A 25,933-nucleotide genomic window follows, 5' to 3' on the forward strand; every position below is an offset into this window, starting at 1 on the left:
CCGGCACACGCGTCTTCCTCGACGGCGAGAGTAGCGAATGAGTTTTCCCGTTGCGACGACCCTGCTCGCGGGGTCGATCGATTTCAACGTTTCGGGGGTGGTCGACCAATTCTGGCGGCTCACCGTGGACGGTTTGTCCTACGGCTCGATTTACGCCTTGGTCGCGGTGGGTTACACACTGGTCTACGGTGTGTTGCGGCTGATCAATTTCGCCCATTCGGAAATATTCATGGTGGGCATGTTCGGCCAGTATGTGGGCTTGATGGCGCTGGGGTTCGAGCCCAGCGGTAATGCCTATTCCAAGGGTCTGGTGCTGACGGTCGTCTACCTGATCCTCGCGATGCTGATCGGTATGGCGGTGGCCGGTGGGGCCGCGGTCGGCCTGGAGCGCGTCGCGTATCGCCCGCTGCGCAAACGCGGTGCGAAACCCTTGATCTTCCTGATCACGGCGATCGGCATGTCGTTCGTGTTGCAGGAGTTCGTGCACTACGTGCTGCCCAAGATCTCGCCGCGGCTGGGCGGCACCAATGCCCAGCAGCCGATCATCCTGGTGCAGCCGACCGAGCAGTTCTCGATCTTCGGCGCATCGGTCACGAACATCACGCTGGTGATCATCCTGTCGGCGGTGGGGCTGGCGATCAGCACCGAATTGCTCATCAACAGAACCAAATTCGGGCGCGGTATTCGCGCGGTCGCGCAGGATCCCGATACCGCGACGCTGATGGGCGTCTCCCGCGAGAAGATCATCATGCTGACCTTCCTGGTGGGCGGGCTGCTCGCCGGCGCGGCGGCGCTGCTGTACACGCTGAAGATCCCCAACGGCATCATCTATTCGGGCGGATTCATCCTGGGCATCAAGGCGTTCAGCGCCGCGGTGCTCGGCGGTATCGGCAATCTGCGCGGCGCGCTGCTGGGCGGATTGATCCTGGGCCTGGTGGAGAACTACGGCCAGATCCTGCTCGGCACCCAATGGCGCGACGTGGTGGCCTTCCTGGTGCTGGTGATCGTGCTGATGTTCCGCCCCACCGGCATTCTCGGTGAAAGCCTGGGGAGGGCGCGCGCATGACCGAGACAGCCAAACGCGGTGTGGGCGACAAGCTTCGGAGCTGGTGGGGCGGATTGTCGCGGCCCATGCAGTGGGCGGTCGGCGTTCCCGCGATCATTCTGCTGGCGTTCCTGCCGCTGTACCCGCCACCGCTGATCGACACCCCGGGCACCAGTTTCGCCGGCGTCATGGCGCAGTTCGCCATGATCGCGCTCATCGCCATCGGCCTGAATGTCGTTGTCGGCCAAGCGGGTCTGCTCGACCTCGGCTATGTCGGCTTCTACGCGGTCGGCGCGTACACGGTGGGTCTGCTCACCAGTCCGAACAGCCCGTGGAATCAGCTCGACGAGGGCGGCTGGCTGAAACCGAGCTGGGCGTGGTGGGCCTGTGTGCCGATCGCCATCGCGATCACCGCGGTGTCGGGCCTGATTCTCGGGTCGCCGACGCTGCGGCTGCGCGGTGACTATCTGGCCATCGTGACCCTGGGCTTCGGTGAGATCGTGCGGTTGATGGCCGACAATCTCGGCGAGATCACCAATGGCAGTCTGGGTTTGGCGGGTATCGCCTACCCGCATGTCGGCGTCTCCGACGATCACCCGACGGGCTACTTCTCCTCCGGCAATCTCGGCGACAGCGATGTGACCAATCCGCTGGACCGGGCCAGCTCCGGCGCCTGGTGGTTCTGGCTCGGCATGGTGCTGGTGATCCTGGTGCTGCTGGTGGTCGGCAATCTGGAGCGCAGCCGGGTGGGCCGCGCCTGGGTGGCGATCCGCGAGGACGAGGACGCCGCCGAGATCATGGGCGTGCCGACCTTCAAATTCAAACTGTGGGCGTTCCTGATCGGCGCGTCCATCGGCGGATTGTCCGGGGCGCTCTACGCGGGCCAGGTGCAGTTCGTCGCCCCGCCCGGGTTCAACATCATCAACTCGATGCTGTTCCTGTGCGCGGTCGTGATCGGCGGCCAGGGCAACAAGCTGGGCGTGATCGTGGGCGCGTTCCTGATCGTGTACCTGCCGAACCGATTCATGTCGGTGCAGATCGGCGGGCAGTCGCTCGGTGACTACAAGTACCTGTTCTTCGGTGTCGCATTGGTGGTTGTGATGATCTTCCGGCCGCAGGGGTTGTTCCCCGCGCGTCAGAAACTGCTCGCCTACGGACGGCAGGTGTACCGCGCGGTGCGCCGCACGCCCGAGCCGGTACCGGCGGGAGTGCAGTCATGACCGGGCCCGGTGGAGCGCTCTTCGACAACGAGGACATGGCGGCCGGATACACCGAGGCGCCCGAGGCCACGCCCAGTGCGGGCATGCTCGATGTGACCGAAGTGCTGCCGATCTACTCCGATGAGAAGGTCGTCGCCGAGGTCGTCGCACCGCATCGCGAGATCGAAACCGCCGTCGGCGCACCGCTTTTGCGCACCGACGGGCTGACGGTCAAGTTCGGTGGCCTCACCGCGCTCGACAATGTCAGCTTCGAGATCAAGCGCGGCGAGATCCTGGGCTTGATCGGGCCGAACGGGGCGGGCAAGACGACCTGCTTCAACGCCATCACCGGCGTGTATCGGCCCGCGGGCGGCACCGTGTACTTCGACGGCAAGCCGCTCACCAAGACCAAGCGCAACGAGATCACCCGGCTCGGTATCGCCCGCACCTTCCAGAACATCCGGCTCTTCGCCGAGATGACGGCCCTGGAGAACGTGGTGGTCGGTGCGGACGCGCGGCACAAAACCTCGGTACCCGGCGCGGTGTTCCGCACCGCACGGCACCGGCGCGAGGAGCGCGACGCCATCGAAAGAGGTATGGCGCTACTGGAATTCGTGGGGATCGCGCCGCACGCGGTGGAGAAGGCGCGCAACCTCTCCTACGGTGACCAACGCCGGTTGGAGATCGCCCGCGCGCTGGCCACCGAACCCAAACTGCTGTGCCTGGACGAGCCCGCGGCCGGATTCAATCCGAGCGAGAAGTCGGCGCTGATGGATCTCATCCACAAGATCCGCGACGACGGTTACACGGTGCTGCTGATCGAGCACGATATGCGATTGGTCATGGGTGTCACCGACCGGATCGTGGTGCTGGAGTTCGGCCGGAAGATCGCGGACGGATTGCCCGAAGAGATCCGGGAGAACCAGGCGGTCATCAACGCGTATCTGGGCGTGCCCGACGACGCCGCGAAACCCGTTGCGGCGGAACCCGAAATCCGCAAGATCGCGCCCTCACCCGCCGACACCACCACCACGACGGTCTTCGAAGCCGTCAAGGATCTCGAGCCCCCGGCCCCGGAGCCCGCCCCCGAGCCGCTCCTCGAAGTCGAGGATATGAAGGTCAACTACGGCAGAATCCAAGCACTGCACGGGATTTCGCTGACCGTCGGCCAGGGCGAGCTGGTGACCCTGCTCGGCGCGAACGGCGCCGGCAAGACCACCACCATGCGGGCGCTCTCCGGCCTGCTGCCCTTGACCGGCGGCCGAATCCTCTTCCAGGGCAAGGACATCACCCGCAGGAAGGCGCACGAACGCGTCGTCTCCGGGCTCATCCAAGCACCCGAGGGCCGCGGCGTCTTCCCCGGTATGACGGTCCAGGAAAACCTCGACATGGGCTGCCACGCCCGGCCTTTCGACAGCAAGGCCGAGTACGGCGACACCCTGGACTGGGTCTTCGAGCTCTTCCCGCGCCTGGCCGAACGCCGCAAACAGGTCGGCGGCACCCTCTCCGGCGGCGAACAGCAGATGCTCGCCATCGGCCGCGCCTTGATGGCCCGCCCCAAGCTGCTGCTGCTCGACGAACCGTCGATGGGCTTGGCCCCCATGGTGATTCAGCAGATCTTCCAGATCATCGCCGACATCAACGACCAGGGCACCACGGTCCTGCTGGTGGAACAGAACGCCCAGCAGGCGCTCACCCGCAGCGACCGCGCCTACATCCTGGAAACCGGCGAGGTGACCAAGACCGGCGAGGGCTCGGCCCTGCTGCACGATCCGGCGGTGAAATCCGCCTACCTCGGCGTGGGTTAGCCCGCGCCGAGACATTCGGGCCGGTCGCGCGTGCAGGGTGACCGGCCCGAATGCTGTGCGCCCGCCCCTCGCGGCGCGATACGCACGACTACGGCCGCACCGGCAAACCGGTGAATCTCCCTGAACGCCTTACGGATCCACACCTGCAAGACCAAGCCTGGGACAACGCTGCCCCCTGGTGACCCCCGAACACACTTCGGGCCGGCTACTCGATGAGTAACCGGCCCGAAGTCTTGCAGGGGCGACAGGACTTGAACCTGCAACCTGCGGTTTTGGAGACCGCTGCTCTGCCAGTTGAGCTACGCCCCTTCGCGTGCGGTCACGCTACCAGGTGGCGACGCGGGGAAGGAAATCGATTTCGCCGGCTGCGGTGCGACCTGCGGCGACAGGCGGGATGCGCCCACTGCGCACGGATGTCGGTGGGGCTCCCTAGACTCTCTGGCGTGACCCCTGCCTCTACCGATCAGCGTCCGAGTGCCGTGTCCGCGCCTACCGCCACCGAACAGCCGACGTTGCTGCTGCTGGATGGGCATTCGCTGGCTTATCGCGCGTTCTACGCGTTGCCGGCGGAGAACTTCAAGACGCACAGTGGGCAGACCACCAATGCGGTTTACGGGTTCACCGCGATGCTGATCAATTTGTTGCGGGACGAGAAGCCTACGCATGTGGCGGCGGCGTTCGATGTGAGCCGGAAGACGTTCCGGACCGAGGCGTATCCGGAGTACAAGGCGAATCGGGCGACCACGCCGGACGAGTTCCGGGGGCAGGTGGAGGTCACCCAGGAGGTGCTGGGGGCGCTGGGGATTCCGGTGATGGCGATCGACGGGTACGAGGCGGATGACCTTATCGCCACGCTGACGACGCAGGCGGTGCCGCAGGGGTACAAGGTTTTGATCGTCACCGGCGACCGGGATTCGCTGCAATTGGTGAATGACGATGTGACGGTGCTGTATCCGAAGAAGGGGGTTTCGGAGCTCACCCGGTTCACGCCGGCCGCCGTCGAGGAGAAGTACGGGCTGACGCCCCAGCAGTACCCGGATTTCGCGGCTTTGCGCGGGGACCCGAGTGACAATCTGCCGGGCATTCCGGGGGTGGGGGAGAAGACCGCTACCAAGTGGATTCGCGAGTACGGGGATCTGGCGACGCTGGTGGACAAGGTGGACACCGTGAAGGGCAAGGTGGGGGATGCCTTGCGCGCCAACCTGTCCAGCGTGGTGCTGAACCGGCAGCTGACCGAGATGGTGAAGACGGTGCCGCTGCCGTACACACCGGATCAACTGGCCATGCAGCCGTGGGATCGGGACAAGATCCACCGCCTCTTCGATGACCTGGAATTCCGGGTGCTGCGCGACCGGCTGTTCGACACCCTCGCGCCGGTCGAGCCGGAAGCGGAGTCCGGGTTCGAGATCAGCGGTGCGGCGCTCACCCCGGGCGCGGTCGGCGACTGGTTGAGCGAACACGCCAAAACCGGTGAGCGGCACGGGCTTTCGGTGGTAGGCGCCGGTACGCCGATCCACGGTGATGTGAAGGCCATCGCGATCGCCGGCGCCGGCGGTGAGGGCGCGTACATCGATGTGATCGCCCTGACCTCCGAGGACGAGAAGGCGCTGGGCGCGTGGCTCGCCGACCCGGACACGCCGAAGGCCGTGCACGAGGCGAAGGCCGCCATGCACGCGCTCGCCGGCCGCGGCTGGAAACTGGGCGGTCTCACCAGTGATACGGCGCTGGCGGCCTACCTGGTCCGCCCCGGTCAGCGCACCTTCAACCTGGACGACCTGTCGCTGCGCTACCTGAGTCGCGAACTGCGCGTGGAGGATTCGGGCGAGGCCCAGCTGTCGCTGCTGGACGAGGAGGGGGCGGCCGACGAGGAGATCGCCCAGGGCGAGATGCTGCGCGCTCGCGCCGTATCCGACCTCGCCGATGCTTTCGACGCCGAACTCGAGCGCATCGAATCCATGGCCCTGCTGCGCGATATGGAGCTCCCGCTGCTGAGCGTGCTCGCCGAACTGGAGCAGGCCGGCATCGAAGTCGACTCCGCGCACCTGGAAGAGCTTCAGCGCGAATTCGCCGACCGGGTGGCCGAAGCCGCCGAGGCCGCCTATGGCGTCATCGGCAAGCAGATCAACCTCGGCTCGCCCAAACAGCTCCAGGTCGTGCTCTTCGACGAACTCGACATGCCCAAGACCAAGCGCACCAAGACCGGCTACACCACCGATGCCGATGCGCTGGAAAGCCTTTACGAGAAGACTCAGCACCCCTTCCTCCAACACCTGCTCGAGCACCGCGACGCCACCCGCCTGAAGGTGACCGTGGACGGCCTGCTCAAGTCGGTCGCCGACGACGGGCGCATCCACACCACCTTCAATCAGACCGTCGCCGCGACCGGACGCCTCTCCTCCACCGAGCCGAACCTCCAGAACATTCCGATCCGCACCGACACCGGCCGCCGCATCCGCGACACCTTCGTGGTCGGACCCGGCTACGAATCGCTGATGACCGCCGACTACAGCCAGATCGAAATGCGGATCATGGCGCACCTGTCCAAGGACGAGGGTCTGATCGAGGCGTTCAACTCCGGTGAGGACCTGCACACCTTCGTGGCATCCAAGGCCTTCGACATCCCGATCTCCGATGTCGATCCGGAGCTGCGCCGCCGCATCAAGGCCATGTCCTACGGTCTGGCCTACGGCCTGTCGGCGTACGGCCTGTCGCAGCAGTTGAAGATCAGCGCCGAAGAGGCCAAGGTCCAGATGGACATCTACTTCAACCGCTTCGGCGCGATCCGCGATTACCTCCAGGACGCGGTGGAGCAGGCCCGCAAGGTCGGCTACACCTCAACCCTCTTCGGCCGCCGCCGCTACCTGCCGGATCTGGACTCCAGCAACCGGCAGCGCCGCGAGGCCGCTGAGCGCATGGCCCTCAACGCGCCCATCCAGGGCACCGCGGCCGACATCATCAAGGTCGCCATGATCGACACGCAGCAGGCCATTCGCGCCGCGGGACTGAAATCCCGCATGCTGCTCCAGATCCACGACGAACTCGTCTTCGAGGTGGTGCCGGGCGAACGCGAGCAGCTGGAAGCGCTTGCCCGCGAACACATGTCGAACGCCATCGAACTCTCGGTGCCGCTCGAGGTGTCGGTCGGTGTCGGCCGCAGCTGGGATGCCGCCGCGCACTGAGACCAACCGAACGGTCGGAATCGCCCGCCTCCCACTCCGGGGGCGGGCGTTTTCGTATTGTCCGAAGAGTCGGAAAACCGCTGTGAGCGGCGGGTGTTCACGAGACGTTCGATCCGGCGCCCGGCGGGGTTTGCCGACTGTGACCCCCGGCACTCCTAATCTGGCACTGACATACCGGGTGACCTGCGACAAGTTACTCGTGGGTCGATTGCGAATATGGTTGCTATCGACGAGGAGTGCCCCTATGCTCGGTGCCGTGCCGAATCCCGTCTACAGTCGCAAGCTTGCGCGAGGTGTCGCCGACCGCGACCGTGCAACGCTTCTTCCGCTCACCGCGATGGTGACTGTGGCGCGCGTACTCGTAGTTCTCCGCCGTAGCGGGGTCTGATTCGGACCGGCCCCTCGCTGCGGCCGCTTGAACACTTCTGCTGGTCCCCTCTGCCATTTCTTCGGAAGAAGTCGGGAAGACCTAGTTCAATGACCATCACACTTGATGCCCACATGTTCATCGCCGCTGCCCCCGCGAGCCTGAAGGCCGAGGCCAGCAGCCTGACCCCCGCCGAGTTCCACGATCGGTACTGCGAGCACAGCGGTCCGATCAAGCTCAGCGAATGGACCTCCATCGGACATACGGCGACCCTCGAAATCGCCGACCGCCTGCGCACTTTCGTCGCGATGGGCAGCCCGGTGGCGGCGCTCACCTCCGCGCTCTACGACGAGGGCTACCCCGTCGAGATCCTGCAATTCCATCAGCGGCGTACCGAATGCGGCTTCGCGACCTTCGTGCAGTGCGAATTCAACGGCCGTCGCGGCTGGGGTGCGGCGCTCGCCGACGACTCCGCCGAGTCGTCGATCCGGGCGATGATCGCCGGGATCAACCACCTCGGTACTCGATTCTGAGAAACGAAAACCGCCCCCGCTGCCGATGCAGCGGGGGCGGGATCGTGTAGGTGAGGTGGCTCCCACCTCGGTCGCGGTCGTGCGCGCCCTGAAACCGCAAGCGCCGCAGCTCCTTCGGGGCTGCGGCGCTAGATCGGTTGCCGGTTACTGCGCCTGCTGCTCGGCGAGCTGCTTGCGCACCTCTTCCATGTCCAGCGCCTGAACCTGACCGATCAGGTCCTCGAGGGCGTCGGCGGGGAGGGCGCCGGGCTGCGCGAAAACGAGCACGCCTTCACGGAACGCCATGATGGTCGGAATCGAGCGGATGTTCGCCGCCGCGGCCAGCCCCTGCTCGGCCTCGGTATCGACCTTGCCGAACACCACGTCGGGGTGCTTCTCGGAGGAGGCCTCGAAGGTCGGGGCGAAGGCGCGGCACGGCCCGCACCAGGAAGCCCAGAAATCGACGAGCACGACGTCGCTCCCGGTGACGGTCTCGTCGAAGTTCTGCTCGGTCAGGGTCTTGGTGGCCATGGTGTCCTCTCGTGGTCGGTTTACCCGGTCCAACACCGGGCCCCGCGGCTATGTTCCTGGCGTGACCGGCCGCTCCCTACGCCGGTCACCGTCCCACCGCCGGTTACCCACAACCGTAGACCGGAAATCTTTTCGGCCCGCTATCGCGCATCACCCGGCCGATTCCGTGCCGGTCGGTCCCGTTCGCGCGCACAGGTTGCGATATGTGCGCGGGCGTGTGCCGAGGCGGCGGGGCCGGAGCAATTGCGCGAGGATAGCGGGATGAACGACAGCGAGACCTTACGGCTGGGATTGATCGAGGGCGACGGGATCGGCCCGGAGGTCGTGGCCGCGACCCGCGCGGTGGTCGATGACGCCGTGGAGATCGTGGGCCTGCCGCCGATCGAATGGGTGCCGCTGCTCATCGGCCACGCCGCCATCGCCGAATACGGCACGCCCGTACCGGAACAGACGTTGAAGGCGCTCGAGGAGTTCGACGCCTGGATCATGGGTCCGCACGACAGCGCCTCCTACGCGCCCGAGCACCGGGCCGGCCTGCCGCCGGCGGGCGCGGTGCGCAAACGCTTCGGGCTGTACGCGAACATCCGCTGGGCCCGTACCCACGAAGGCGTGCGCGCGGTCGCCGAGGACATGGATCTGATCATCGTGCGGGAGAACAGCGAAGGGCTCTACGCCGACCGCAATATGTTCGCCGGTTCCGGTGAGTTCCGGCCCAGCCAGGACATGGCCCTCGCCGTCGGCGTCTTCACCCGCCCGGCCATCGAGAAGATCGCGCATCAGGCGTTCAAGATCGCGAGCCGGCGCCGCAAGAAGGTCACGGTCGTGCACAAGGCGAACGTGCTGCCGATGACCATGGGCCTGTTCCGGGACGTATGTTACGAAGTGGCGCTGGAGTATCCGGATGTCGAGGTGACCGACGAGCATGTCGACGCCATGGCCGCCCTGCTGGTCCGCACGCCCGCCGATTTCGACGTCATCGTGACCGAGAACCTCTTCGGCGACATCCTCTCCGATCTGGCCGGCGAACTGAGCGGTTCGCTCGGCATGGCGGCCTCGCTCAACAGCTCCGACACCCAGGCCATGGCCCAGGCCGTGCACGGCGCGGCGCCCACGCTGGCCGGGCACAATCGCGCCAACCCGATCGCCCTGATCCTCTCCGCGGTCGGCATGCTGCGCTGGCTGGGAACCCGGGATTCGCACAGCGCGCTCTACCGTGCCGCGGAGCGAATTGAACATGCGGTAGCGGAGACGTTGCGGGCCGGTGTCGCCACATCCGATTTGGGTGGGTTAGCATCTACGACCGAATTCACCGAGCAGGTGCGCGCCAGGCTGCACCGCTGGTGAGCGCGCACTTCCGGGACCGGGCGTGTTCGGCCACGCGACAGCGTGTCGCCGATTAATGTTCGGTTACCGACCCACACGGACGGTCCGACCCGCCTAAGTTTCAAATGGCGGGCGACGCCCGGATGTCGCGCAACCGAACTGTGGAGGACTGCTGTGTCTGTTCGTAACTCACTCCGCGGGCGTGCCCTGCGGGCCGCCTGTGTACTCGCCGGCGGCGCCCTCGCGCTCACCGCGTGTACCAGCAACTCCGAGACCACTCAGCCCGAGGCCGGCAAGGTCGATGTGGCCAAGGTGGACACCATCGCCGCCAAGGTGCCCGACAACGTCAAGTCGACCGGCAAGCTGACCGTCGGCGTGAACGTGCCCTACCAGCCGAACGAGTACCGGGACCCGAGCTCGGGCAAGATCGTCGGCTTCGACGTCGATCTGATGGACGCGGTCGCCAAGGTGCTCGGCCTATCCGCCGATTACAAGGAAGCCGACTTCGAGAAGATCATCCCGGCCATCGAGGCGGGCACCTACAACCTCGGCATGTCCTCCTTCACCGACAACAAGGACCGCGAGCAGACCGCCGACTTCGTCACCTACTTCAACGCCGGCTCGCAGTGGGCCCAGCAGAAGGGCAAGACGGTCGACCCGGACAACGCCTGCGGTAAGCGAGTCGCGGTGCAGCGCACCACCGTTCAGGACACCGACGAGATCCCGGCCAAGTCCGCCAAGTGCGTGGCCGCCGGTAAGCCCGAGATCACCAAGGTCGCCTACGACGAGCAGGCCCAGGCCGCGCGCGCCCTGGTCGACGGCCAGGTGGACGCCTTCTCCGCCGACTCCCCGGTGACCGCCTACGCGGTCAAGCAGGCCGGCGACAAGATCGAGCTGTCCGGCAAGATCTTCGACTCGGCCCCCTACGGCTGGCCGGTCAAGAAGGGCTCCGCGCTGGCCCCGGTCCTCCAGGAGGCCGTGCAGTACCTGATGGACAACGGCCAGTACAAGAAGATCGCCGAAGCCTGGGGTGTCCAGGAGGGCGCGATCTCCAAGTCGGTCATCAACGGCGCCTCGTAATCGGCCATGTCGCAGGACGAGAGTAAAACCGCAGCCTCGGCTGCGACGGTCGCGAGCAGCACCGAGCCCGAGCCGATCAAAGCGATTCCGCTGCGACGGCCGGGCCGGTGGATCGCGGCCGCGGTAATCCTGGTGGCCCTGGCGCTGTTCGTCTACGGCGCGGCCACCAACGAGGCCTATCACTGGAACACCTACTTCAAGTACCTCGGCGATGTGCGAATCGCCAAGGGCGCGTTGGTGACCCTGGAACTGACCGTGCTCGCCATGGCCATCGGCGTGGTACTGGGCGTGGTGCTGGCCGTCATGCGGCTCTCGCCGAACCCGGTGCTGCGCTCGGTCGCCTGGGCGTACCTGTGGATCTTCCGCGGTACCCCGGTCTACGTGCAGCTGGTGTTCTGGGGCCTGTTCCCCTCGCTCTACAAGACCATCACCGTCGGGGTGCCGTTCGGCCCGTCGCTGGCGCACTTCGATGTGCAGCACTGGTCGGCGCCGTTCTTCTTCGCCATGATCGGCCTGGGCCTCAACGAGGCCGCCTATATGGCCGAGATCGTGCGCGCCGGAATCAATTCCGTCGGTGAGGGCCAGCGCGAGGCGTCGGTGGCGCTGGGCATGTCGTGGACGCAGACCATGCGCCGCACCGTGCTGCCCCAGGCCATGCGGGTGATCATTCCGCCCACCGGCAACGAGCTGATCTCCATGCTCAAGACCACCACCCTGGTCACCGCCATCCCGCTCACCACCGACCTGTACGGCCGGGCGCGCGATATCTACAGCGTGAACTTCCAGCCGATTCCGCTGCTGCTGGTCGCGGCCACCTGGTACCTCGCGGTCACCAGCGTGCTCATGGTCGGCCAGTTCTACCTGGAGCGGTACTACTCGCGGGGGCTGTCGCGGCAGCTGACCGACAAGCAGCTGCGGGCGCTGGCCAATATGCAGCGATCGGCGGTGGAGGGCCAGTGAGTCTCGACATGTCCAAGGCCGCAACGGGTTCCGGTGAGCTGATGGTCGCCGCCGACCGGGTGTGCAAGAACTTCGGCGCCTTGCAGGTGCTCAAGGGCATCTCGCTGGAGGTGAAGCGCGGCGAGGTGATGTGCCTGATCGGGCCCTCGGGTTCGGGCAAATCCACCTTCCTGCGCTGCATCAACCATCTCGAGCAGGTGAATGCCGGCCGGCTCTACGTGGACGGCGAACTCGTCGGCTACCAGGAGAAGAACGGCAAGCTCTACGAGCTGCATCCGCGCGAGGCGGCCCGGCAGCGCCGCGATATCGGCATGGTGTTCCAGCACTTCAACCTGTTCCCGCACCGCACGGCGCTGGAGAACGTCATCGAAGCGCCGACCCAGGTCAAGAAGCTCAAGAAGGCCGATGCCGTCAAACGCGCCAAGGACCTGCTGGCGCGAGTCGGCTTGGCGGACAAGGCCGATGCCTATCCGGCGCAGTTGTCCGGCGGACAGCAGCAGCGGGTGGCGATCGCGCGGGCGCTGGCGATGGATCCCAAGCTGATGCTGTTCGACGAACCGACCTCGGCGCTGGATCCGGAGCTGGTCGGCGAGGTCCTGGGCGTCATGCGGGAACTCGCCGCCGACGGCATGACCATGGTGGTGGTGACGCACGAAATGGGCTTCGCCCGTGAGGTCGCCGATCAGCTGGTGTTCATGGACGGCGGCGTGGTGGTGGAGGCGGGGGACCCGCGCGAGGTGCTGGCCAACCCGCAGCACGATCGCACCAAGGCGTTCCTGTCGCGAATCCTCTGACCGGACAGGTGAATTCCGCCCCGCTCCGATCGTTCGGGGCGGGGCGGTTCTCGTTCAGGGTGCGGTGAGGAACTCGAGCACCGTCTCCGTTTGCCCGAGGACGGCGTGGCCGACACCGGGCAGTACCCGCATTGTGTGGTTCGGCACGAATTTCGTTATCCGGCGGGCGGTTTCGGCGGAGTCGAACATGACATCCCGATCGCCGACGATGGCGAGCACCGGCATGGACAGGCTCGCCAGCTGGTCGTCGGTGAACCGGGGGAGGCGTTCGGTGCGGGGTTTGAAGTGTTCGAAGGTCAGGACTACGTCATCGAGGATGGATTCGAGTTCGGGGCCGGTCAAACCGGTTACGACACCGGCGGATCGGCGGGGATCGTGGCGGCCGAACAGGCGGGGCAGGATCGCCTTGAACATCCAGCCGTAGCGCTGCCCGCCGATACCGCCGGGGCACAGCAGCGCCAGTGCGGAGACCTTGCCGGGGCGGCGGATGGCGTAATCCGTTGCGGTCCAGCCGCCCAGGGAGATTCCCAGTAGCGCTGTTCGCGAAATGCGCAGTCCGGCAAGGACATCGTCGAGCCAGAGCGCGACCTCTTCGGAGGCCAATGTGGGGCGGGAGGGTGCGCTGCCGCCCGGTTCGCCGGGCATGTCCACCGCGTAGGTGCGGAAATGCCCGGACCAGGAGGCGATATCGCCCAGCCAGGTGGCGGAGTTGCCGCCCGAACCGTGCAGCAGCACCAGGGGCGGTGCGTCGGCCGGGCCGGAGATCAGAACGAAGGTGTCGCCCTCACGGGTCGGGATATCCCGGTGTTCGGCGGGGACGGGCCACTGTTCGAGCAGGGCTTCATAGCGCCGCGCGATGGTCTCGGCGCCGGCTTCGGATTTGTAGATGGTGCTCATGAGGCGAGCACTCCCTCCATGTACTCGAGCAGCCGGGCGGTCTCGCTCAGGCCGCCTACGACAATGACTTTCAGGCGGGCGCGCTCCGCGTCGTAGAAGGTTTGGAAGCGCAGCGGCTGGTCGCCGGGGTGGCGATTGCCGGTCGCACCGGTGAGCAGGGTGCTCAGCCGATCGGCGGTGCCGCGGTCGACGGCGTCGATCTCGACGATGCTCGACACTTCGGCGTGGCGTTCCCGCGCGGCGGATTCGCGGGCGGTGGCGGGGACGGGGGTGCCGGTGAACGCCTCCAGATCCGATTGCGTGATCCGGTACTGCTTGCCGATGCGGGTGGCGGGGAGCTTGCCGTCGCGCACGTAACTGCGGACGGTGCGGACGTGCAGGCCGAGGCGTTCGGCTACGTCTTCGACGGAGTAGAGGCGTTCGGTCATGTGAATTACCGTAAACGCACCTAAATGAAGTTGCAATAGGTAATGATAGGGAAGTTTAGGTAATTGTTGCCCCGAACCGTCCCCGGGGGTGCGGCAATTCAACTACATTTCGTAGTAGACATCTGTGTCGCCTGTCTGGGAGGTAGCGCCATGCGAGCGCTGGCAGTACCGGAACACCGAATCAACCTGCCCCGCTGGAGTTTCCTGCAATGGGCCGTCTTCGTGGTCGGGGCGGTGCACATCGGGTGGGCGGTCGTCGGCTGGCTCGCCGAACCCAGCTTCGCCGTCGGCCACCACGCGCCCGCCACGCAGGTCATGGGCATGGATTACAACGCCTGGCACGGGCTGGCCGGACTGCTGCTGTTCGGCCCCGCCCTCCTGGCCGCCACCCGCAAATACTGGTCCGCCTGGTACTGCGTGATCGCGGCGCTGGGCGGCGGCTTCTGCATCGGCATCTGGGCGCTGTTCTCGCACACTGTGCTGATCTTCAGCTTCCCCAACCATGTCACCGACGCCATCATGCATCTGGTCACCGGCGCGATCCTGCTGGCGCTGGTGGTGGTGCAGGTGGCGTGGGACGGCGGGCTGAAGCCGGTATTCCTGCCCGGCGACCCGGCGCGTGCCGCTACGGCCTGACCGCGATCGCGGCCGGATCCTTCCAGTTCGCCAGCGCGATACGGAGTTGGCCCAGCAGCACTTTCGCGGGCGGGCTCAGGGGCCGGTCGGTATTCCAGGCCAGCACCAGCCGCCCGCTCATCTGCGGATCGATCTCCAGGATCCGCACCCCGAGCGCGGCGGCGTCGGCGGCCGGAATCGGCGGCACGATGGCGATCCCGAGCTGGTAACCGGCCAGCCGCATGAGCAGCGGGGGAGCGCCCGCCTCGAAGGCGAAGTTCGGCGTCAATCCGGCCGCCTGGCAGGTGCTTTCGAAGCGGCCCCGGATACCGGTGCCGGGCGGCAGGCAGATCAGCGGGTGGTCGCACAACTCGGCGAGGGTGATCCGGTCGCCGAAACCCGTCGCGGTCGATGCGACCGCCGCGACCAGGCGGGTGGTCAGGACGGTCTCGGTGGCGAGGGCCGGGTCCAGCTCGTCGCCGGACAGGCTCATCAAAGCGATATCGAGTGCGCCGCGGCGCACCGCCGCGTACATGTTCTCCGAGGTGTCCTCGGTCAGCGAGATGCCGATCTGCGGATGATCCTGATGGAAGGCGGCCAGCTCCGCGGCGATATCGAGTTCGCCGTCGGCCGCGCCGGCGATCAAGCCCACGCGGACGTGCCCGCGCAGCAGGCCGGTGAATTCGTCCGCGGTGTGAGTGATCTGCTCGGCGGCGGCCAGTGCCGCGCGGGCCAATGGCAGCACCGCCTCGCCGACCGGGGTCAAGGACACCGACCGGGTCGAGCGCACCAGCAGGGGCTGCCCGAGCTCCTTCTCCAACTGCTTGATCTGCGCGCTGAGCCCCGGCTGCGCGAGGTGCAGGCGGGCGGCCGCGCGGGTGAAGTTGGCTTCGTCCACGATGGTGACGAAGTAGCGCAGCTGCCGCAGTTCCATAACTGTCGATTCTAGCTACTAGAAAATTTATCTGTTGGAGTTCTGAATCGGATCGGCGCAGAGTCGAAGGCATGACATCGACGAACGCTCCGCTCAACGAACTGCCCGCCGTCACCGGGCCGGTGTTCCAGCCCGGCGACAGCGGCTACGACGACGAAATCTCCGGATTCCAAACGGCTTACACGCATCGTCCGGCCGTGGTGGTCGGCGCGGTGCACGCCGAGGATGTGCGGGCGACCGTGGAATACGCGGCGCGGCACAATCTTTCGGTAGCCGTCCAGTCGACCGGGCACGGGCTGTCGGTCGCCGTCGACGGTGGCGTGCTCATCAATACCGCTCGCATGCGGGAGATTCGGATCGATCCGGCCGCCCGCACCGCTCGCGTCGCCGCCGGGGTGCGGGCCGGTGAATTGATCGAGGCCGCCGCCGCGCACGGACTGGCTCCGCTCAACGGCTCCTCGCTGTCGGTCGGCGTCACCGGCTATGTGCTCGGCGGTGGCATCGGCATCCTGGCTCGCGAATTCGGTTATGCCGCAGACCATGTGCGCGCCGTCGAACTGGTCACCGCCGACGGTCGCATCCGCCGCGTGGCACCCGGCGACGAACTGTTCGGCGCGGTGCTCGGCACCGGCGGCAACTTCGGGGTGGTGACCGCCCTGGAACTGGAACTGCTGCCCGTCACCACCGTCTACGGCGGCCAGCTCCAGTTCGACACCGCCTCGGTGGCGCAGGCCGTGGAGGCGTGGCGGCTGTGGACCGCGGACCTGTCCGAGCAGCTGACCTCGGCCATCACCATGATGACCTTCCCCGACCTGCCGCAACTGCCCCCGCACCTGCGCGGCCGGTACGTCGCGACCATCAACATCGCCTACACCGGATCCTTCGAAGACGGTGAACGCCTGGTCGAACCGCTGCGCGCGATCGGCCCGCGCCTGGTCGACGACCTGCGCGAAATGCCCTACACCGAAAGTCATGCCATCTACCGCGACCCCGATTTCCCGCACGCCTACATCGCCACCAACGCCCTGCTCTCCGACCTGCCCGCCGAGGCCACCGACGCCTTCCTCGAGCTGACCGGCCCGCAAGCTCCGCTCCCGCTCGTCGCCGGTCTCCGCCACCTCGGCGGAGCGATGCGCCGCCCGGGACCGGACGGCATCGCCCTCGACCACCGCGACGCCGAATACATCGCCCGCGTCATCGCCATGCCGACGCCCGACAACGCCCAAGCGGTGAACGACCAGCTGGCCACCATCCGAAAGACCTTGGAACCCTGGACAATCGGCCACAACCTCAACTTCCTCTACGGCGGCGGAGACCAAGCCGACGAAGCCCAGACCCGCGCCGGATACCGCCCGGAAACCTACGACCACCTGGCGACCCTGAAAGCCGAATACGACCCGAAGAACCTCTTCCGCAACAACCGCAATATCCGCCCCCATCGACCCGAGAAATGAGTTGCTGCCGCCCGGTAACCCGGGCGGCAGCACAGCATTGGGGTGCGGGGCAGAGTCCGCCCGGATCGCGAAAAGGGTTCGGGGGCAAACCCGCCCGATCCGCCAGGGGTTCGGGGGCAAAGCCCGTCCGGGTTGCGAGGGGGTTCGGGGGCGAAGCCCCTGAGAGCCACGAGAGTTGTTCTATGCTATCGTCGTGATATCACTTCGATACTAGGAGAGTGTCATGGAGTTGCGCCAGGCGTTCCGGTTGAACGGTTTTCTGATGCTCGGACTGGTGGTGCTGATCGTCGCCGGGGCGTTCGGCATCTTGGCGGCCCTGTCCGGCGGGGGCGATAACCCGCCTGCCGCCGCCGGGGTCATCCTGGCGATCGCGATCATCCTCGGAGTCGTGATCCTGACCGGCTTCGTGGTGGTGAACCCCAACCAGGCCAAGGTGATTCAGTTCTTCGGCCGCTACGTCGGTTCCGTCAGCGAAGCGGGCTTCCACTGGGTCACCCCGTTCAGCAGCCGCCGCAATATCTCGCTGCGGGTGCGCAACTTCGAAACCCAGAAGCTGAAGGTCAACGACTCCGACGGCAACCCCGTCGAGATCGCCGCGGTCGTCGTCTACCAGGTGGTCGACAGCTACAAGTCCGCCTTCGCCGTCGACGACTACGAGGACTTCGTGCAAACCCAGTCCGAGACCGCCGTCCGCCACCTCGCCACCACCCACCCCTACCAGTCCGACGAGGCCGAGGGCACCAGCCTGCGCAACGGCGGCGAGGTCGCCGAGGAGCTCACCGTTGAACTCCGCGAACGCACCGCCCTGGCCGGCATCGAGATCCTCGAGGCCCGCATCACCCATCTCGCCTACGCCCCGGAGATCGCCCAGGCCATGCTGGTCCGCCAGCAGGCCGCCCAGGTGGTCGCCGCCCGCAGCCGCATCGTCGAAGGCGCGGTCGGTATGGTCGGCATGGCCCTGGATCGGCTGGCCGAACAGGGCGTGGTCGAACTCGATGAGGAGCGCAAGGCGGCAATGGTCTCCAACCTGCTGGTCGTGCTGTGTGGTGATCGCGCCACCCAGCCCGTCGTCAACGCCGGATCGCTCTACAACTGATGTCCGCCGCCAAGCGCGAGCCCAAAAAGGTGTTGTTGCGGCTCGATCCGGCCGTGCACGACGCCATCGCCAAGTGGGCGGCCGACGACCTGCGAAGTATCAACGCGCAACTCGAGTACGCGTTGCGCCTGGCCCTCAAACAAGCCGGCCGCGAACCGAAGTCCTGAAGCGCCCGCGCCCCTTCGTCATCCGGCGAAGGGGCGCTCGGCGCTCCGCTGCTCAGCCGATGCCGAGCACCCGCGACAGCAGCGTATTGCGGGTCCGCGCAGCGCATTTGGCGAGTATCGACTTCACGTGATCGTTGACGGTGTGCTCGGACAGCACCAGCTCCGCGGCCAGCTGCCGGGAGTCCAGCCCGGCCGCCAGCAGTGCCAGCACCTCGCTCTCGCGGGCGGAGAGGGCGTGCGCGCGGGCGAACAGGTCCAGGCGTTCGGCGGGCGAGCTCGGTTCGATGGAGACCGCGATATCGGTTCCCAGCCGGTCGGCTTTCACCGTCACCCAGCGGTTGCCGCCCAGATGAATTCGCGACCAGGGCAGGCCGATGGCGAGATCCCGCTCGACGGCCAGCAGCGCCGCGCCCGCGTTGTAGGCGGAGGCCGGAATGGGCGCCATCGGTTCATCGGGCGGGTTCAGGCGCAGGAGCGCGGTCGCGGCCGCCGCCGTCTGGGCTCGCACCCGAAGGCCGGGATCGAGGATGAGCACGGCGGGTCCGACCGGCGGCAGCCGGGCATCCGCACCGGTGAAGGTGCGGCCGAGCGCCCGCCGCAATCCGGTGGTGATCGAGCCCGCGATCGAGGTCAGTGTCGCGAGTTCCGCTGCGGTGAAAGGCTTTCCGGTGTAGCGCAGCAGTTCCAGGAATCCCCAGCAGCCGTACCGGTCTCCGAAAGCCACGGTGGCGCTGTCCAAGACGCCGAGATCGCGCTGCAACCGCCACAGCTCCGCCTGCTCCGGATCGCCGCCGCTCAGTTCCAGCAGCGAACGCGCCCCCGACCCCAGCAGTCCGTCCCACCGGCTGCGCGGCGTCAGATACCGGGCGCGGATCAGCTCCGGCAGCCGCGGCCACTCCAGTCCCGGGACATCGGCCAGCGGTGCGGTGGCCACCTTGGTCACCGGATCGGTGAGGGCGAAGACATGCCCTTGGCAGGGCAGTGCCGTGCGCAGATCGGCGAGCACCAGCTCGCGGAATCGTTTGGCGGTGTGGGCGTCCCGATCGTGTCGCTCGATCCGGTCGGCCAGCTCTCGTGCGCTCGGCACCCGCCCAGTCTAGGAGCGAAAATCCCCAAGATCGGGGATATGGCCGTCGCTGGTTCGCGCCCAGACTTCAGGCAGGAATCCGAACCAGGAGGCAATCATGACCACCACCCTGCACATCGACAACACCGTGCGCGATTACGACACCTGGAAGGACGTCTTCGACAAGTTCGATCGCGTCCGTGCCGATCACAATGTGCGTTCCTGCCGGGTATCGCGCAGCGCGGACGATCCGGGCCGCGTGCTCATCGATCTCGACTTCGACACCCGAGCCGAGGCCGAAACCTTCCTGGAGACGCTGCACAAGATCATCGCGACGCCGCAGTCCCGGGAAATGCTCACCTCGCATGCCGTTCTGCTCGCCGACGTGATGGAGCAGCGCGTGCCCGGCGCGGCCGTTGCGAGCTGACGGCCCTCCGGTTCGACAGCCGCGAGATCAGGAGATGAGTTCGGCGCTGTCGATCTGGAAGGAGTCGCCGGCGCGAACCAGTTGGGCGCGACGGGTTTCGGTGGCGCCGCGGCCGTCGGCGAAATGGAACGAGAGCGTGTAGGTGACCGTCAGTGCGGCGGTATCCGCCGATAGCGCCGAGGTCGCGACGGATCCGACGGTGGCCCAGTACTTCCGGTAGGCGTCGTAGCCGCCGATGTAGGTCTGGTATCGCGAGGTCAGGCGCGCCCAGGCCGCGGCGGTGTCGCCCGGTAACCGCGCGTAGTGGTCGCGGACGAAACCGGTCAGCTGGGCCGCCGTCGGGTTCGCGCCGGTGGTAGTCGGCGACGCGGAAGATGTTGTCGCGGGCAGGGATCCGGGCGGGTAGGCCGAGTTCGTCACCGGTCCGGGCTGGGCGCGTCCGGTCGACGCCGAGGAACCGGGCGCATCCATCGATCCGGAGCTCGAATCGCGGTTCGGCAGCTGCACGATCACGACCGCCACCACGGCCACCATCGCGACACCGATACCGGCCGCCCAGGCCAGTGCGCTCAGGGAACGCTGCGTCAGATCCTTGCCGGCCGGGCGATTCGGCGCCGTGCCCGGGCTCAACTCGGTATCGGCCGTAGCCGCCGGCCCGGAATCGGCGTGCGTGCCGGCCGGCGAACGCGGGATGATCTGTGTGGCAGCCGTTCTCGCGATCGTCGCAGGATCGCGCCCGTGCCCCAGCGCCGCCTGCGCCGCCCGGGCCAATGCGCCCGCCGTCGGAAATCGATCCCCGGGTTGTTTGGCCATACCGCGCGCGATCACCGCGTCGAAGGCGGCGGGCACGCCCACACTGCTCGCCGACGGGCGGGGCGGTGGCGCGGACAGGTGCGCGGCGATCTGCCGCTCGACGCTCGTGCCCGGGAACGGTTTGGAACCGGTCATGCATTCGTAGAGCACGCACGCCAGCGAATACACATCCGCGCGGCCGTCGTAATCGCCGTGGTCGAGCCGCTCCGGGGCCATGTACGCGAAGGTGCCGATGGCCGCGCCCGCCGTGGTCAGCCCGGCATCGCCCTCACCGCGCGCGATCCCGAAATCGATGAGGTAGGCGAAACCGTCGGGGGTGGTGAGGATATTGGAGGGTTTCACATCCCGGTGCACCAGTCCCGCCCGGTGCGCGGCATCCAGCGCCGCCGCGACCTGCGCGACGTACGAGACCGCGGCCGCGGGCGGCAGTGCGCCGTCGACGGTCAGCACGGTCGCCAGGTCGGTCCCCTCGACCAGGCGCATATCCAGGAACAGCCGCCCGTCGATCTCCCCGTAATCGTGGATCGGCACGATGTGCGGTTCGCTCAGCCGCGCCGCGAGCTGCGCCTCGCGCCGGAACCGCTCCCGGTACACCGGGTCGTGCGCGTACTCCGGCGGCAGCACCTTGAGCGCCACGACCCGTTCGGTACCGGTGTCGTAGGCGCGATACACCTGCCCCATCCCGCCCGCGCCGAGCAGTCCGCGCAGTCGATAACGACCGAACGGGGTTTCCTCCTCCACCCCGCTAGCCCTATCACGTTCTCCGCCGGGCCGACAGCCCTCAGTTCGGTTTCTCGGTGACGAAAATGGCTGTGCCCGGGAAGATCTCACCGCGCAGCGGGCTCCACTGCCCCCATTCCCGGTCCAGCCATTCCGGCCAGTCCGGTTCGATGAGGTCCTTCAAGATCAACCCGGCGGCCACGATCTCGCGCACCCGATCGCCGATGGTCCGGTGATGCTCGACGTAGGTCGGCTCGCCCTCGGCGTCCAGCTCTACATAAGGAGTGCGGTCGAAATACGGGATGGTCGCGCGCAGGCCCTCCGGCCCCGGATCGTCGGGGAAGATCCAGCGCATCGGGTGATTCACCGAGAAGACCCAGCGCCCACCCGGCTTCAGCACCCGCGCGACCTCGCTCATCACCCGCCCGGAATCGGCGACGAACGGCACCCCGCCGAAGGCCGAGCAGGCCAGATCGAAGGATTCCGAGGCGAACGGCAACTCTTCGGCACCCGCTTGTACCAAGGGCACGCGCGGCCCGCCGGCCGACATCGCCGCCACTCCGCGCGCCAGCATCGCCCGCGAGATATCCAGTCCGACCGGGTGCGCGCCGTGCGCGGCGAGCCATCGCGAACAGGGCGCGGACCCGCAGCCGATCTCCAGGATCCGCTTGTCTTCGATATCGCCCAGCAGCTTCCAGTCACCCTCGTGCAACCCCTCCGGGCACCACACGAATTCGCCTGCGGGTGAATCCACTCCGAGGAAGTCGGCGTGTGTTTCGTGGTAGGCCGCGGCGTCGGCATCCCACCACCGGCGGCTCGCGCGCTGACTCGATGCCGAATCGACCTTGGTCCTGGTCACCCCCGCCGTGCCGAGTAGGGCATTGGCCTCGGCGTGCCGGGCGTCTTCGGTAGTCTCGGGGTGATCTTCGGGCATGGCCCAACCCTATCGACCCGCATGCGAGCACCCGTGTTTGCTTGGTACAACACACCTCGCGTACGCTGTTTCCCGCGAGTGTCTTCTGTACCCGATTCGCAGGAGCCGAGTAGAGCAGACAATCGTGCTGTGAGTCCGCATTGCTGTCTTTGGAAGTTACAGCAGGGCAGCGTTGTGCTCCGTCTCAGCGATGCGCTGCTGCATGACCAACGTTAGTTCCACTGCTGTGCGTTCGCAGCAATACCGAAAGTCCACATGTCCACTACCGACCACAATCCGTCCGGAGCCTCCCAACACATGCCCACCACTGTCACCTCGCCGCAGGTAGCCGTCAACGATATCGGCTCTGCCGAGGACTTCCTCGCCGCTATCGACAAGACCATCAAGTACTTCAACGACGGCGACATCGTCGAAGGAACCATCGTCAAGGTCGATCGTGACGAGGTCCTTCTCGACATCGGTTACAAGACCGAAGGCGTCATCCCGTCTCGCGAACTGTCCATCAAGCACGATGTCGACCCCAATGAGGTCGTTTCCGTGGGTGATGAGGTCGAGGCCCTCGTTCTCACCAAGGAGGACAAGGAAGGCCGCCTGATCCTGTCGAAGAAGCGCGCTCAGTACGAGCGGGCTTGGGGCACGATCGAGGAGCTCAAGGAGAAGGACGAGGCCGTCAAGGGCACCGTCATCGAGGTCGTCAAGGGCGGCCTGATCCTGGACATCGGTCTGCGCGGCTTCCTCCCGGCTTCGCTGGTCGAGATGCGCCGTGTCCGCGACCTCCAGCCGTACGTCGGCAAGGAGATCGAGGCCAAGATCATCGAGCTCGACAAGAACCGCAACAACGTGGTCCTGTCGCGTCGCGCCTGGCTCGAGCAGACCCAGTCCGAGGTCCGCAGCGAGTTCCTGCACCAGCTCCAGAAGGGCCAGGTCCGCAAGGGCGTCGTGTCCTCCATCGTCAACTTCGGTGCCTTCGTGGACCTGGGTGGCGTCGACGGCCTGGTGCACGTCTCCGAGCTGTCCTGGAAGCACATCGATCACCCGTCCGAGGTCGTCGAGGTCGGCAACGAGGTCACCGTCGAGGTTCTCGACGTCGACCTGGACCGCGAGCGCGTCTCCCTGTCGCTCAAGGCGACCCAGGAAGACCCGTGGCGTCAGTTCGCCCGCACCCACGCCATCGGCCAGATCGTGCCCGGCAAGGTCACCAAGCTGGTTCCGTTCGGTGCGTTCGTGCGCGTCGAAGAGGGCATCGAGGGCCTGGTGCACATCTCCGAGCTGGCCGAGCGCCACGTCGAGGTCCCGGACCAGGTCGTTGCCGTCGGCGACGACGCGATGGTCAAGGTCATCGACATCGACCTGGAGCGTCGCCGGATCTCGCTGTCGCTGAAGCAGGCGAACGAGGACTACACCTCCGAGTTCGACCCGTCGAAGTACGGCATGGCCGACAGCTACGACGACCAGGGCAACTACATCTTCCCCGAGGGCTTCGACTCCGAGACCAACGAATGGCTCGAAGGTTTCGAGAAGCAGCGCGAAGAGTGGGAGACCCGGTACGCCGAGGCCGAGCGTCGCCACAAGATGCACACCGCTCAGATGGAGAAGATGGCGGCCGACGCCGCGGCCGAGGCCGCCAACGGTGGCCCGTCCAACTACTCCTCCGAGAGCGGCGCGCAGGCGGCCAGCAGCTCCTCCTCGTCGGCTGAGCCGGCCGGTGGGTCGCTGGCGTCCGACGCCCAGCTCGCCGCCCTGCGTGAGAAGCTGTCGGGCAACGCCTGATTCGCGCCTCATCGCCTAGGCGATAGCTAGCAGTAAAGTCCCCGGGTCCTGACGGACCCGGGGACTTTCTCGTTTGCGGACCCGGGGATTTCTCCTTCTGGTGGGCGGGATTCCGAAGCGCCGCCCGGCAAGTCGCCGTCAGGAATTCGCCGTGCAGCGCCCCTGCGCTGCATGCCGCCGGTCCAGCTGACATGATCTTGGCGCGGTGCTCATTGCAGACTCAGCGGAAGGCTTTTCGACCATGGGCGTGTTCGCCGGATTGAACCGACGGGATTTTCTGGCGAAGGCCATGGCCGCGGGTGGGGTCGCAGCCTTGGGCGCCTACGCGAATCCGATCATCGAACGCGCCTACGCCGCCGACCCCGCGGGCATGGGCGGGCTCGGCGATATCGAGCACTTCGTCTTGCTCATGCAGGAGAACCGCAGCTTCGACCACTACTTCGGAACCCTTTCCGGGGTCCGCGGTTTCGACGACCCGTCCGCCGCATGGCAGCAGTACGGTTACGCCCCGGGTGTCGGACCGACCGCCGACGGATTCATCCTCCCGTTCCGACTCGACACCGAACGCGGCGCCACCCTGGACGGTGAATGCATCAACGACCCGGATCACTCCTGGGCCGCCATGCACGAATCCTGGAACGGCGGCGCCAACGATCGCTGGATGCCCATGTCGATCAAGTCGGTCGGCGCCGGAAACGCCCCCGCCGCAATGGGTTACTACACCCGCGCCGACGTGCCCGTGCACCACGATCTGGCCGACGCCTTCACCGTCTGCGACAACTACCATTGCTCGGTGCTGGGCCCGACCGACCCGAACCGGCTGTACTGGATGTCGGGGACCATCGACCCGGACGGTATGAACGGCGGTCCGCTGCTCGAGACCCCGGCGCTGATTCCGCAGAACGCCTACAGCTGGCGGACCATGCCGGAGAACCTGTCCGAGGGCGGCGTGAGCTGGAAGATCTACAACAATCGCGATCTGGGTCCGCTGTCGTCGGTCATTCTCGACGGCATGCTGGGCTGCTTCAAACAGGCCGCCGACCCGAATTCCGAACTGGCGCGGCTGGGTAAAGCGCCGGTGTACCCCAACGACTTCGCCGCCGATGTGGCCGCGAACCGGCTGCCGTCGGTGTCGTGGGTGATTCCGCCGCTGTTCAATTGCGAGCATCCCGCGCTGCCGCCGGCGCTCGGAGCGGTCGGCATCATGCAGGTGCTGGATATTCTCACCTCGAATCCGGCGGTGTGGGAGAAGACCGCGCTGATTATCAGCTACGACGAGAACGGCGGCTTCTTCGATCACGTCACGCCGCCCACCCCGCCGCCCGGCACCCCGGGGGAATTCGTGACGGTGCCGCTGGATCGGGTGTCGAAGTCGATGGGCATCGCGGGACCGATCGGCCTCGGCTACCGGGTGCCGGGCCTGGTCATCTCGCCCTACAGCCGCGGTGGCCTGGTCGCTTCGGAGACCTTCGACCACACTTCGCAATTGCGTTTGCTGGAGCGGCGTTTCGGGGTCGAGGTGCCGAACCTGACCGCATGGCGGCGCGGCGTCACCGGCGATATGACCTCGGCCTTCGATTTCGGGGCGAGCCCGGACAGCACGAAACCCGTGTTCGCCCCGGCGGATCGGAAGGTGCAGGCCGCGCTCGCGCAGTGCGGTCCGAACGTGGCGCTGGGTACGGCGACGATCGGCACGCCCTATCCGGTGCCGCCCAATGCGATGCCGGTGCAGGAGCCGGGAACTCGCCGCCGCCCGAGCGGGCTGGTCTGAGTTCCCGCCCGCGGGGCCGTCTTTCGAGCCGACGGCCCCCGGG

The 25,933-nt window shown here is 66.8% G+C and carries 23 protein-coding genes, 1 tRNA gene and 1 pseudogene; 17 read left to right on the forward strand and 8 right to left on the reverse strand.

The features are described 5' to 3' along the window. Window positions 1-37: 37 nt before the first annotated feature. The 4 genes and pseudogenes from NI1_RS33680 to NI1_RS39690 all read left to right on the forward strand — a co-directional run bounded on the left by NI1_RS33680 (window position 38) and on the right by NI1_RS39690 (window position 4,052). On the forward strand, window positions 38-1,066 hold the full coding sequence (locus tag NI1_RS33680) for a branched-chain amino acid ABC transporter permease (protein ID WP_067829489.1): 1,029 nt from the start codon (window positions 38-40) through the stop codon (window positions 1,064-1,066). Next, window positions 1,063-2,265 (forward strand): branched-chain amino acid ABC transporter permease, encoded by a 1,203-nt coding sequence (locus NI1_RS33685; protein WP_067829492.1) that lies wholly within the window; start codon window positions 1,063-1,065, stop codon window positions 2,263-2,265. The genes NI1_RS33680 and NI1_RS33685 overlap by 4 nt, the downstream gene beginning before the upstream one ends. Beyond that, a pseudogene (locus NI1_RS39685) lies at window positions 2,262-3,206 on the forward strand (ABC transporter ATP-binding protein); the annotation flags it as partial. The gene NI1_RS33685 and the pseudogene NI1_RS39685, both read left to right, overlap by 4 nt. Window positions 3,207-3,356: 150 nt before the next feature. Next, on the forward strand, window positions 3,357-4,052 hold the full coding sequence (locus NI1_RS39690) for an ABC transporter ATP-binding protein (protein ID WP_245663550.1): 696 nt from the start codon (window positions 3,357-3,359) through the stop codon (window positions 4,050-4,052). A 236-nt stretch (window positions 4,053-4,288) separates the two neighbouring features. Here the strand turns inward: NI1_RS39690 and NI1_RS33695 are convergent. Beyond that, window positions 4,289-4,361, reverse strand: a tRNA-Trp gene (locus NI1_RS33695). Window positions 4,362-4,495: 134 nt separating this feature from the next. Between NI1_RS33695 and polA the strand changes: the two genes are divergently transcribed. Next, window positions 4,496-7,231, forward strand: a complete 2,736-nt coding sequence (gene polA / locus NI1_RS33700) for a DNA polymerase I (protein WP_067829495.1) — start codon at window positions 4,496-4,498, stop codon at window positions 7,229-7,231. Window positions 7,232-7,708: 477 nt separating this feature from the next. Further along, window positions 7,709-8,131 carry a 2-isopropylmalate synthase gene (locus tag NI1_RS33705; protein WP_067829496.1) on the forward strand — a complete coding sequence of 141 codons (423 nt, stop codon included), beginning with the start codon at window positions 7,709-7,711 and terminating at the stop codon, window positions 8,129-8,131. A gap of 144 nt (window positions 8,132-8,275) precedes the next feature. Here the strand turns inward: NI1_RS33705 and trxA are convergent, their stop codons facing one another. Next, entirely contained in the window at window positions 8,276-8,641 is a 366-nt protein-coding gene (trxA, locus tag NI1_RS33710) for a thioredoxin (protein WP_067829498.1), read from the reverse strand. Window positions 8,642-8,902: 261 nt separating this feature from the next. On the opposite strand from trxA, the gene NI1_RS33715 reads away from it, so the two are divergent. From NI1_RS33715 to NI1_RS33730, 4 genes are all read left to right on the forward strand, one after another. Further along, window positions 8,903-9,985, forward strand: a complete 1,083-nt coding sequence (locus NI1_RS33715; RefSeq protein ID WP_067829501.1) for an isocitrate/isopropylmalate dehydrogenase family protein — start codon at window positions 8,903-8,905, stop codon at window positions 9,983-9,985. 153 nt (window positions 9,986-10,138) lie between these two features. Continuing rightward, window positions 10,139-11,044: an ABC transporter substrate-binding protein gene (locus NI1_RS33720; RefSeq protein ID WP_067829503.1), complete on the forward strand. Its 906-nt coding sequence runs from the start codon at window positions 10,139-10,141 to the stop codon at window positions 11,042-11,044. 6 nt (window positions 11,045-11,050) lie between these two features. Beyond that, on the forward strand, window positions 11,051-12,004 hold the full coding sequence (locus NI1_RS33725; protein ID WP_067829506.1) for an amino acid ABC transporter permease: 954 nt from the start codon (window positions 11,051-11,053) through the stop codon (window positions 12,002-12,004). Window positions 12,005-12,045: 41 nt separating this feature from the next. Next, complete coding sequence (locus NI1_RS33730; RefSeq protein WP_157535495.1) at window positions 12,046-12,798, forward strand: amino acid ABC transporter ATP-binding protein; 753 nt, start codon at window positions 12,046-12,048, stop codon at window positions 12,796-12,798. 54 nt (window positions 12,799-12,852) lie between these two features. Here the strand turns inward: NI1_RS33730 and NI1_RS33735 are convergent, their stop codons facing one another. Continuing rightward, on the reverse strand, window positions 12,853-13,695 hold the full coding sequence (locus NI1_RS33735) for an alpha/beta fold hydrolase (RefSeq protein ID WP_067829512.1): 843 nt from the start codon (window positions 13,693-13,695) through the stop codon (window positions 12,853-12,855). Further along, complete coding sequence (locus NI1_RS33740; RefSeq protein ID WP_067829515.1) at window positions 13,692-14,123, reverse strand: helix-turn-helix domain-containing protein; 432 nt, start codon at window positions 14,121-14,123, stop codon at window positions 13,692-13,694. Before NI1_RS33740 ends, NI1_RS33735 begins: the two co-directional genes overlap by 4 nt. Before the next feature lie 150 nt (window positions 14,124-14,273). Here NI1_RS33740 and NI1_RS33745 point away from each other — a divergent pair, with 150 nt between their 5' ends. Beyond that, window positions 14,274-14,759, forward strand: coding sequence for a DUF4383 domain-containing protein (locus tag NI1_RS33745; RefSeq protein ID WP_067829518.1), 486 nt, complete (start codon window positions 14,274-14,276; stop codon window positions 14,757-14,759). On the opposite strand, the gene NI1_RS33750 is transcribed toward NI1_RS33745, so the two are convergent. Then, window positions 14,749-15,672 carry a LysR family transcriptional regulator gene (locus NI1_RS33750; RefSeq protein WP_067829520.1) on the reverse strand — a complete coding sequence of 308 codons (924 nt, stop codon included), beginning with the start codon at window positions 15,670-15,672 and terminating at the stop codon, window positions 14,749-14,751. The two genes, NI1_RS33745 and NI1_RS33750, sit on opposite strands and share 11 nt — an antisense overlap. 71 nt (window positions 15,673-15,743) lie before the next feature. Between NI1_RS33750 and NI1_RS33755 the strand changes: the two genes are divergently transcribed. The 3 genes from NI1_RS33755 (at window position 15,744) to NI1_RS38590 (ending at window position 18,389) form a co-directional block, all read left to right on the forward strand. Then, on the forward strand, window positions 15,744-17,126 hold the full coding sequence (locus NI1_RS33755; protein ID WP_067829523.1) for an FAD-binding oxidoreductase: 1,383 nt from the start codon (window positions 15,744-15,746) through the stop codon (window positions 17,124-17,126). Window positions 17,127-17,349: 223 nt separating this feature from the next. Next, window positions 17,350-18,222 carry an SPFH domain-containing protein gene (locus NI1_RS33760; protein WP_067829526.1) on the forward strand — a complete coding sequence of 291 codons (873 nt, stop codon included), beginning with the start codon at window positions 17,350-17,352 and terminating at the stop codon, window positions 18,220-18,222. Next, window positions 18,222-18,389 (forward strand): type II toxin-antitoxin system antitoxin, encoded by a 168-nt coding sequence (locus NI1_RS38590; RefSeq protein WP_169815672.1) that lies wholly within the window; start codon window positions 18,222-18,224, stop codon window positions 18,387-18,389. The genes NI1_RS33760 and NI1_RS38590 overlap by 1 nt, the downstream gene beginning before the upstream one ends. Before the next feature lie 52 nt (window positions 18,390-18,441). Here the strand turns inward: NI1_RS38590 and NI1_RS33765 are convergent, their stop codons facing one another. Further along, entirely contained in the window at window positions 18,442-19,476 is a 1,035-nt protein-coding gene (locus tag NI1_RS33765) for a helix-turn-helix transcriptional regulator (RefSeq protein WP_067829529.1), read from the reverse strand. 97 nt (window positions 19,477-19,573) lie between these two features. On the opposite strand from NI1_RS33765, the gene NI1_RS33770 reads away from it, so the two are divergent. Then, window positions 19,574-19,882: a hypothetical protein gene (locus NI1_RS33770; protein WP_067829531.1), complete on the forward strand. Its 309-nt coding sequence runs from the start codon at window positions 19,574-19,576 to the stop codon at window positions 19,880-19,882. A 27-nt stretch (window positions 19,883-19,909) separates the two neighbouring features. Here NI1_RS33770 and NI1_RS33775 read toward each other — a convergent pair whose 3' ends face one another. Further along, window positions 19,910-21,436 carry a serine/threonine-protein kinase gene (locus tag NI1_RS33775; protein ID WP_245663536.1) on the reverse strand — a complete coding sequence of 509 codons (1,527 nt, stop codon included), beginning with the start codon at window positions 21,434-21,436 and terminating at the stop codon, window positions 19,910-19,912. 40 nt (window positions 21,437-21,476) lie between these two features. Then, window positions 21,477-22,349, reverse strand: coding sequence for a class I SAM-dependent methyltransferase (locus NI1_RS33780; protein ID WP_067829537.1), 873 nt, complete (start codon window positions 22,347-22,349; stop codon window positions 21,477-21,479). Between the two features lie 297 nt (window positions 22,350-22,646). Here NI1_RS33780 and rpsA point away from each other — a divergent pair, with 297 nt between their 5' ends. Continuing rightward, on the forward strand, window positions 22,647-24,119 hold the full coding sequence (rpsA, locus tag NI1_RS33785; RefSeq protein ID WP_067829539.1) for a 30S ribosomal protein S1: 1,473 nt from the start codon (window positions 22,647-22,649) through the stop codon (window positions 24,117-24,119). Between the two features lie 241 nt (window positions 24,120-24,360). Beyond that, a complete protein-coding gene (locus NI1_RS33790) occupies window positions 24,361-25,890 on the forward strand; it encodes a phospholipase C (protein WP_067829542.1) in 1,530 nt (509 codons plus the stop codon). The last annotated feature ends 43 nt before the right edge of the window (window positions 25,891-25,933 follow it).

The sequence above is a fragment of the Nocardia inohanensis NBRC 100128 genome (assembly GCF_001612945.1).
In the GTDB taxonomy this organism is placed as follows: Bacteria; Actinomycetota; Actinomycetes; order Mycobacteriales; family Mycobacteriaceae; genus Nocardia; species Nocardia inohanensis.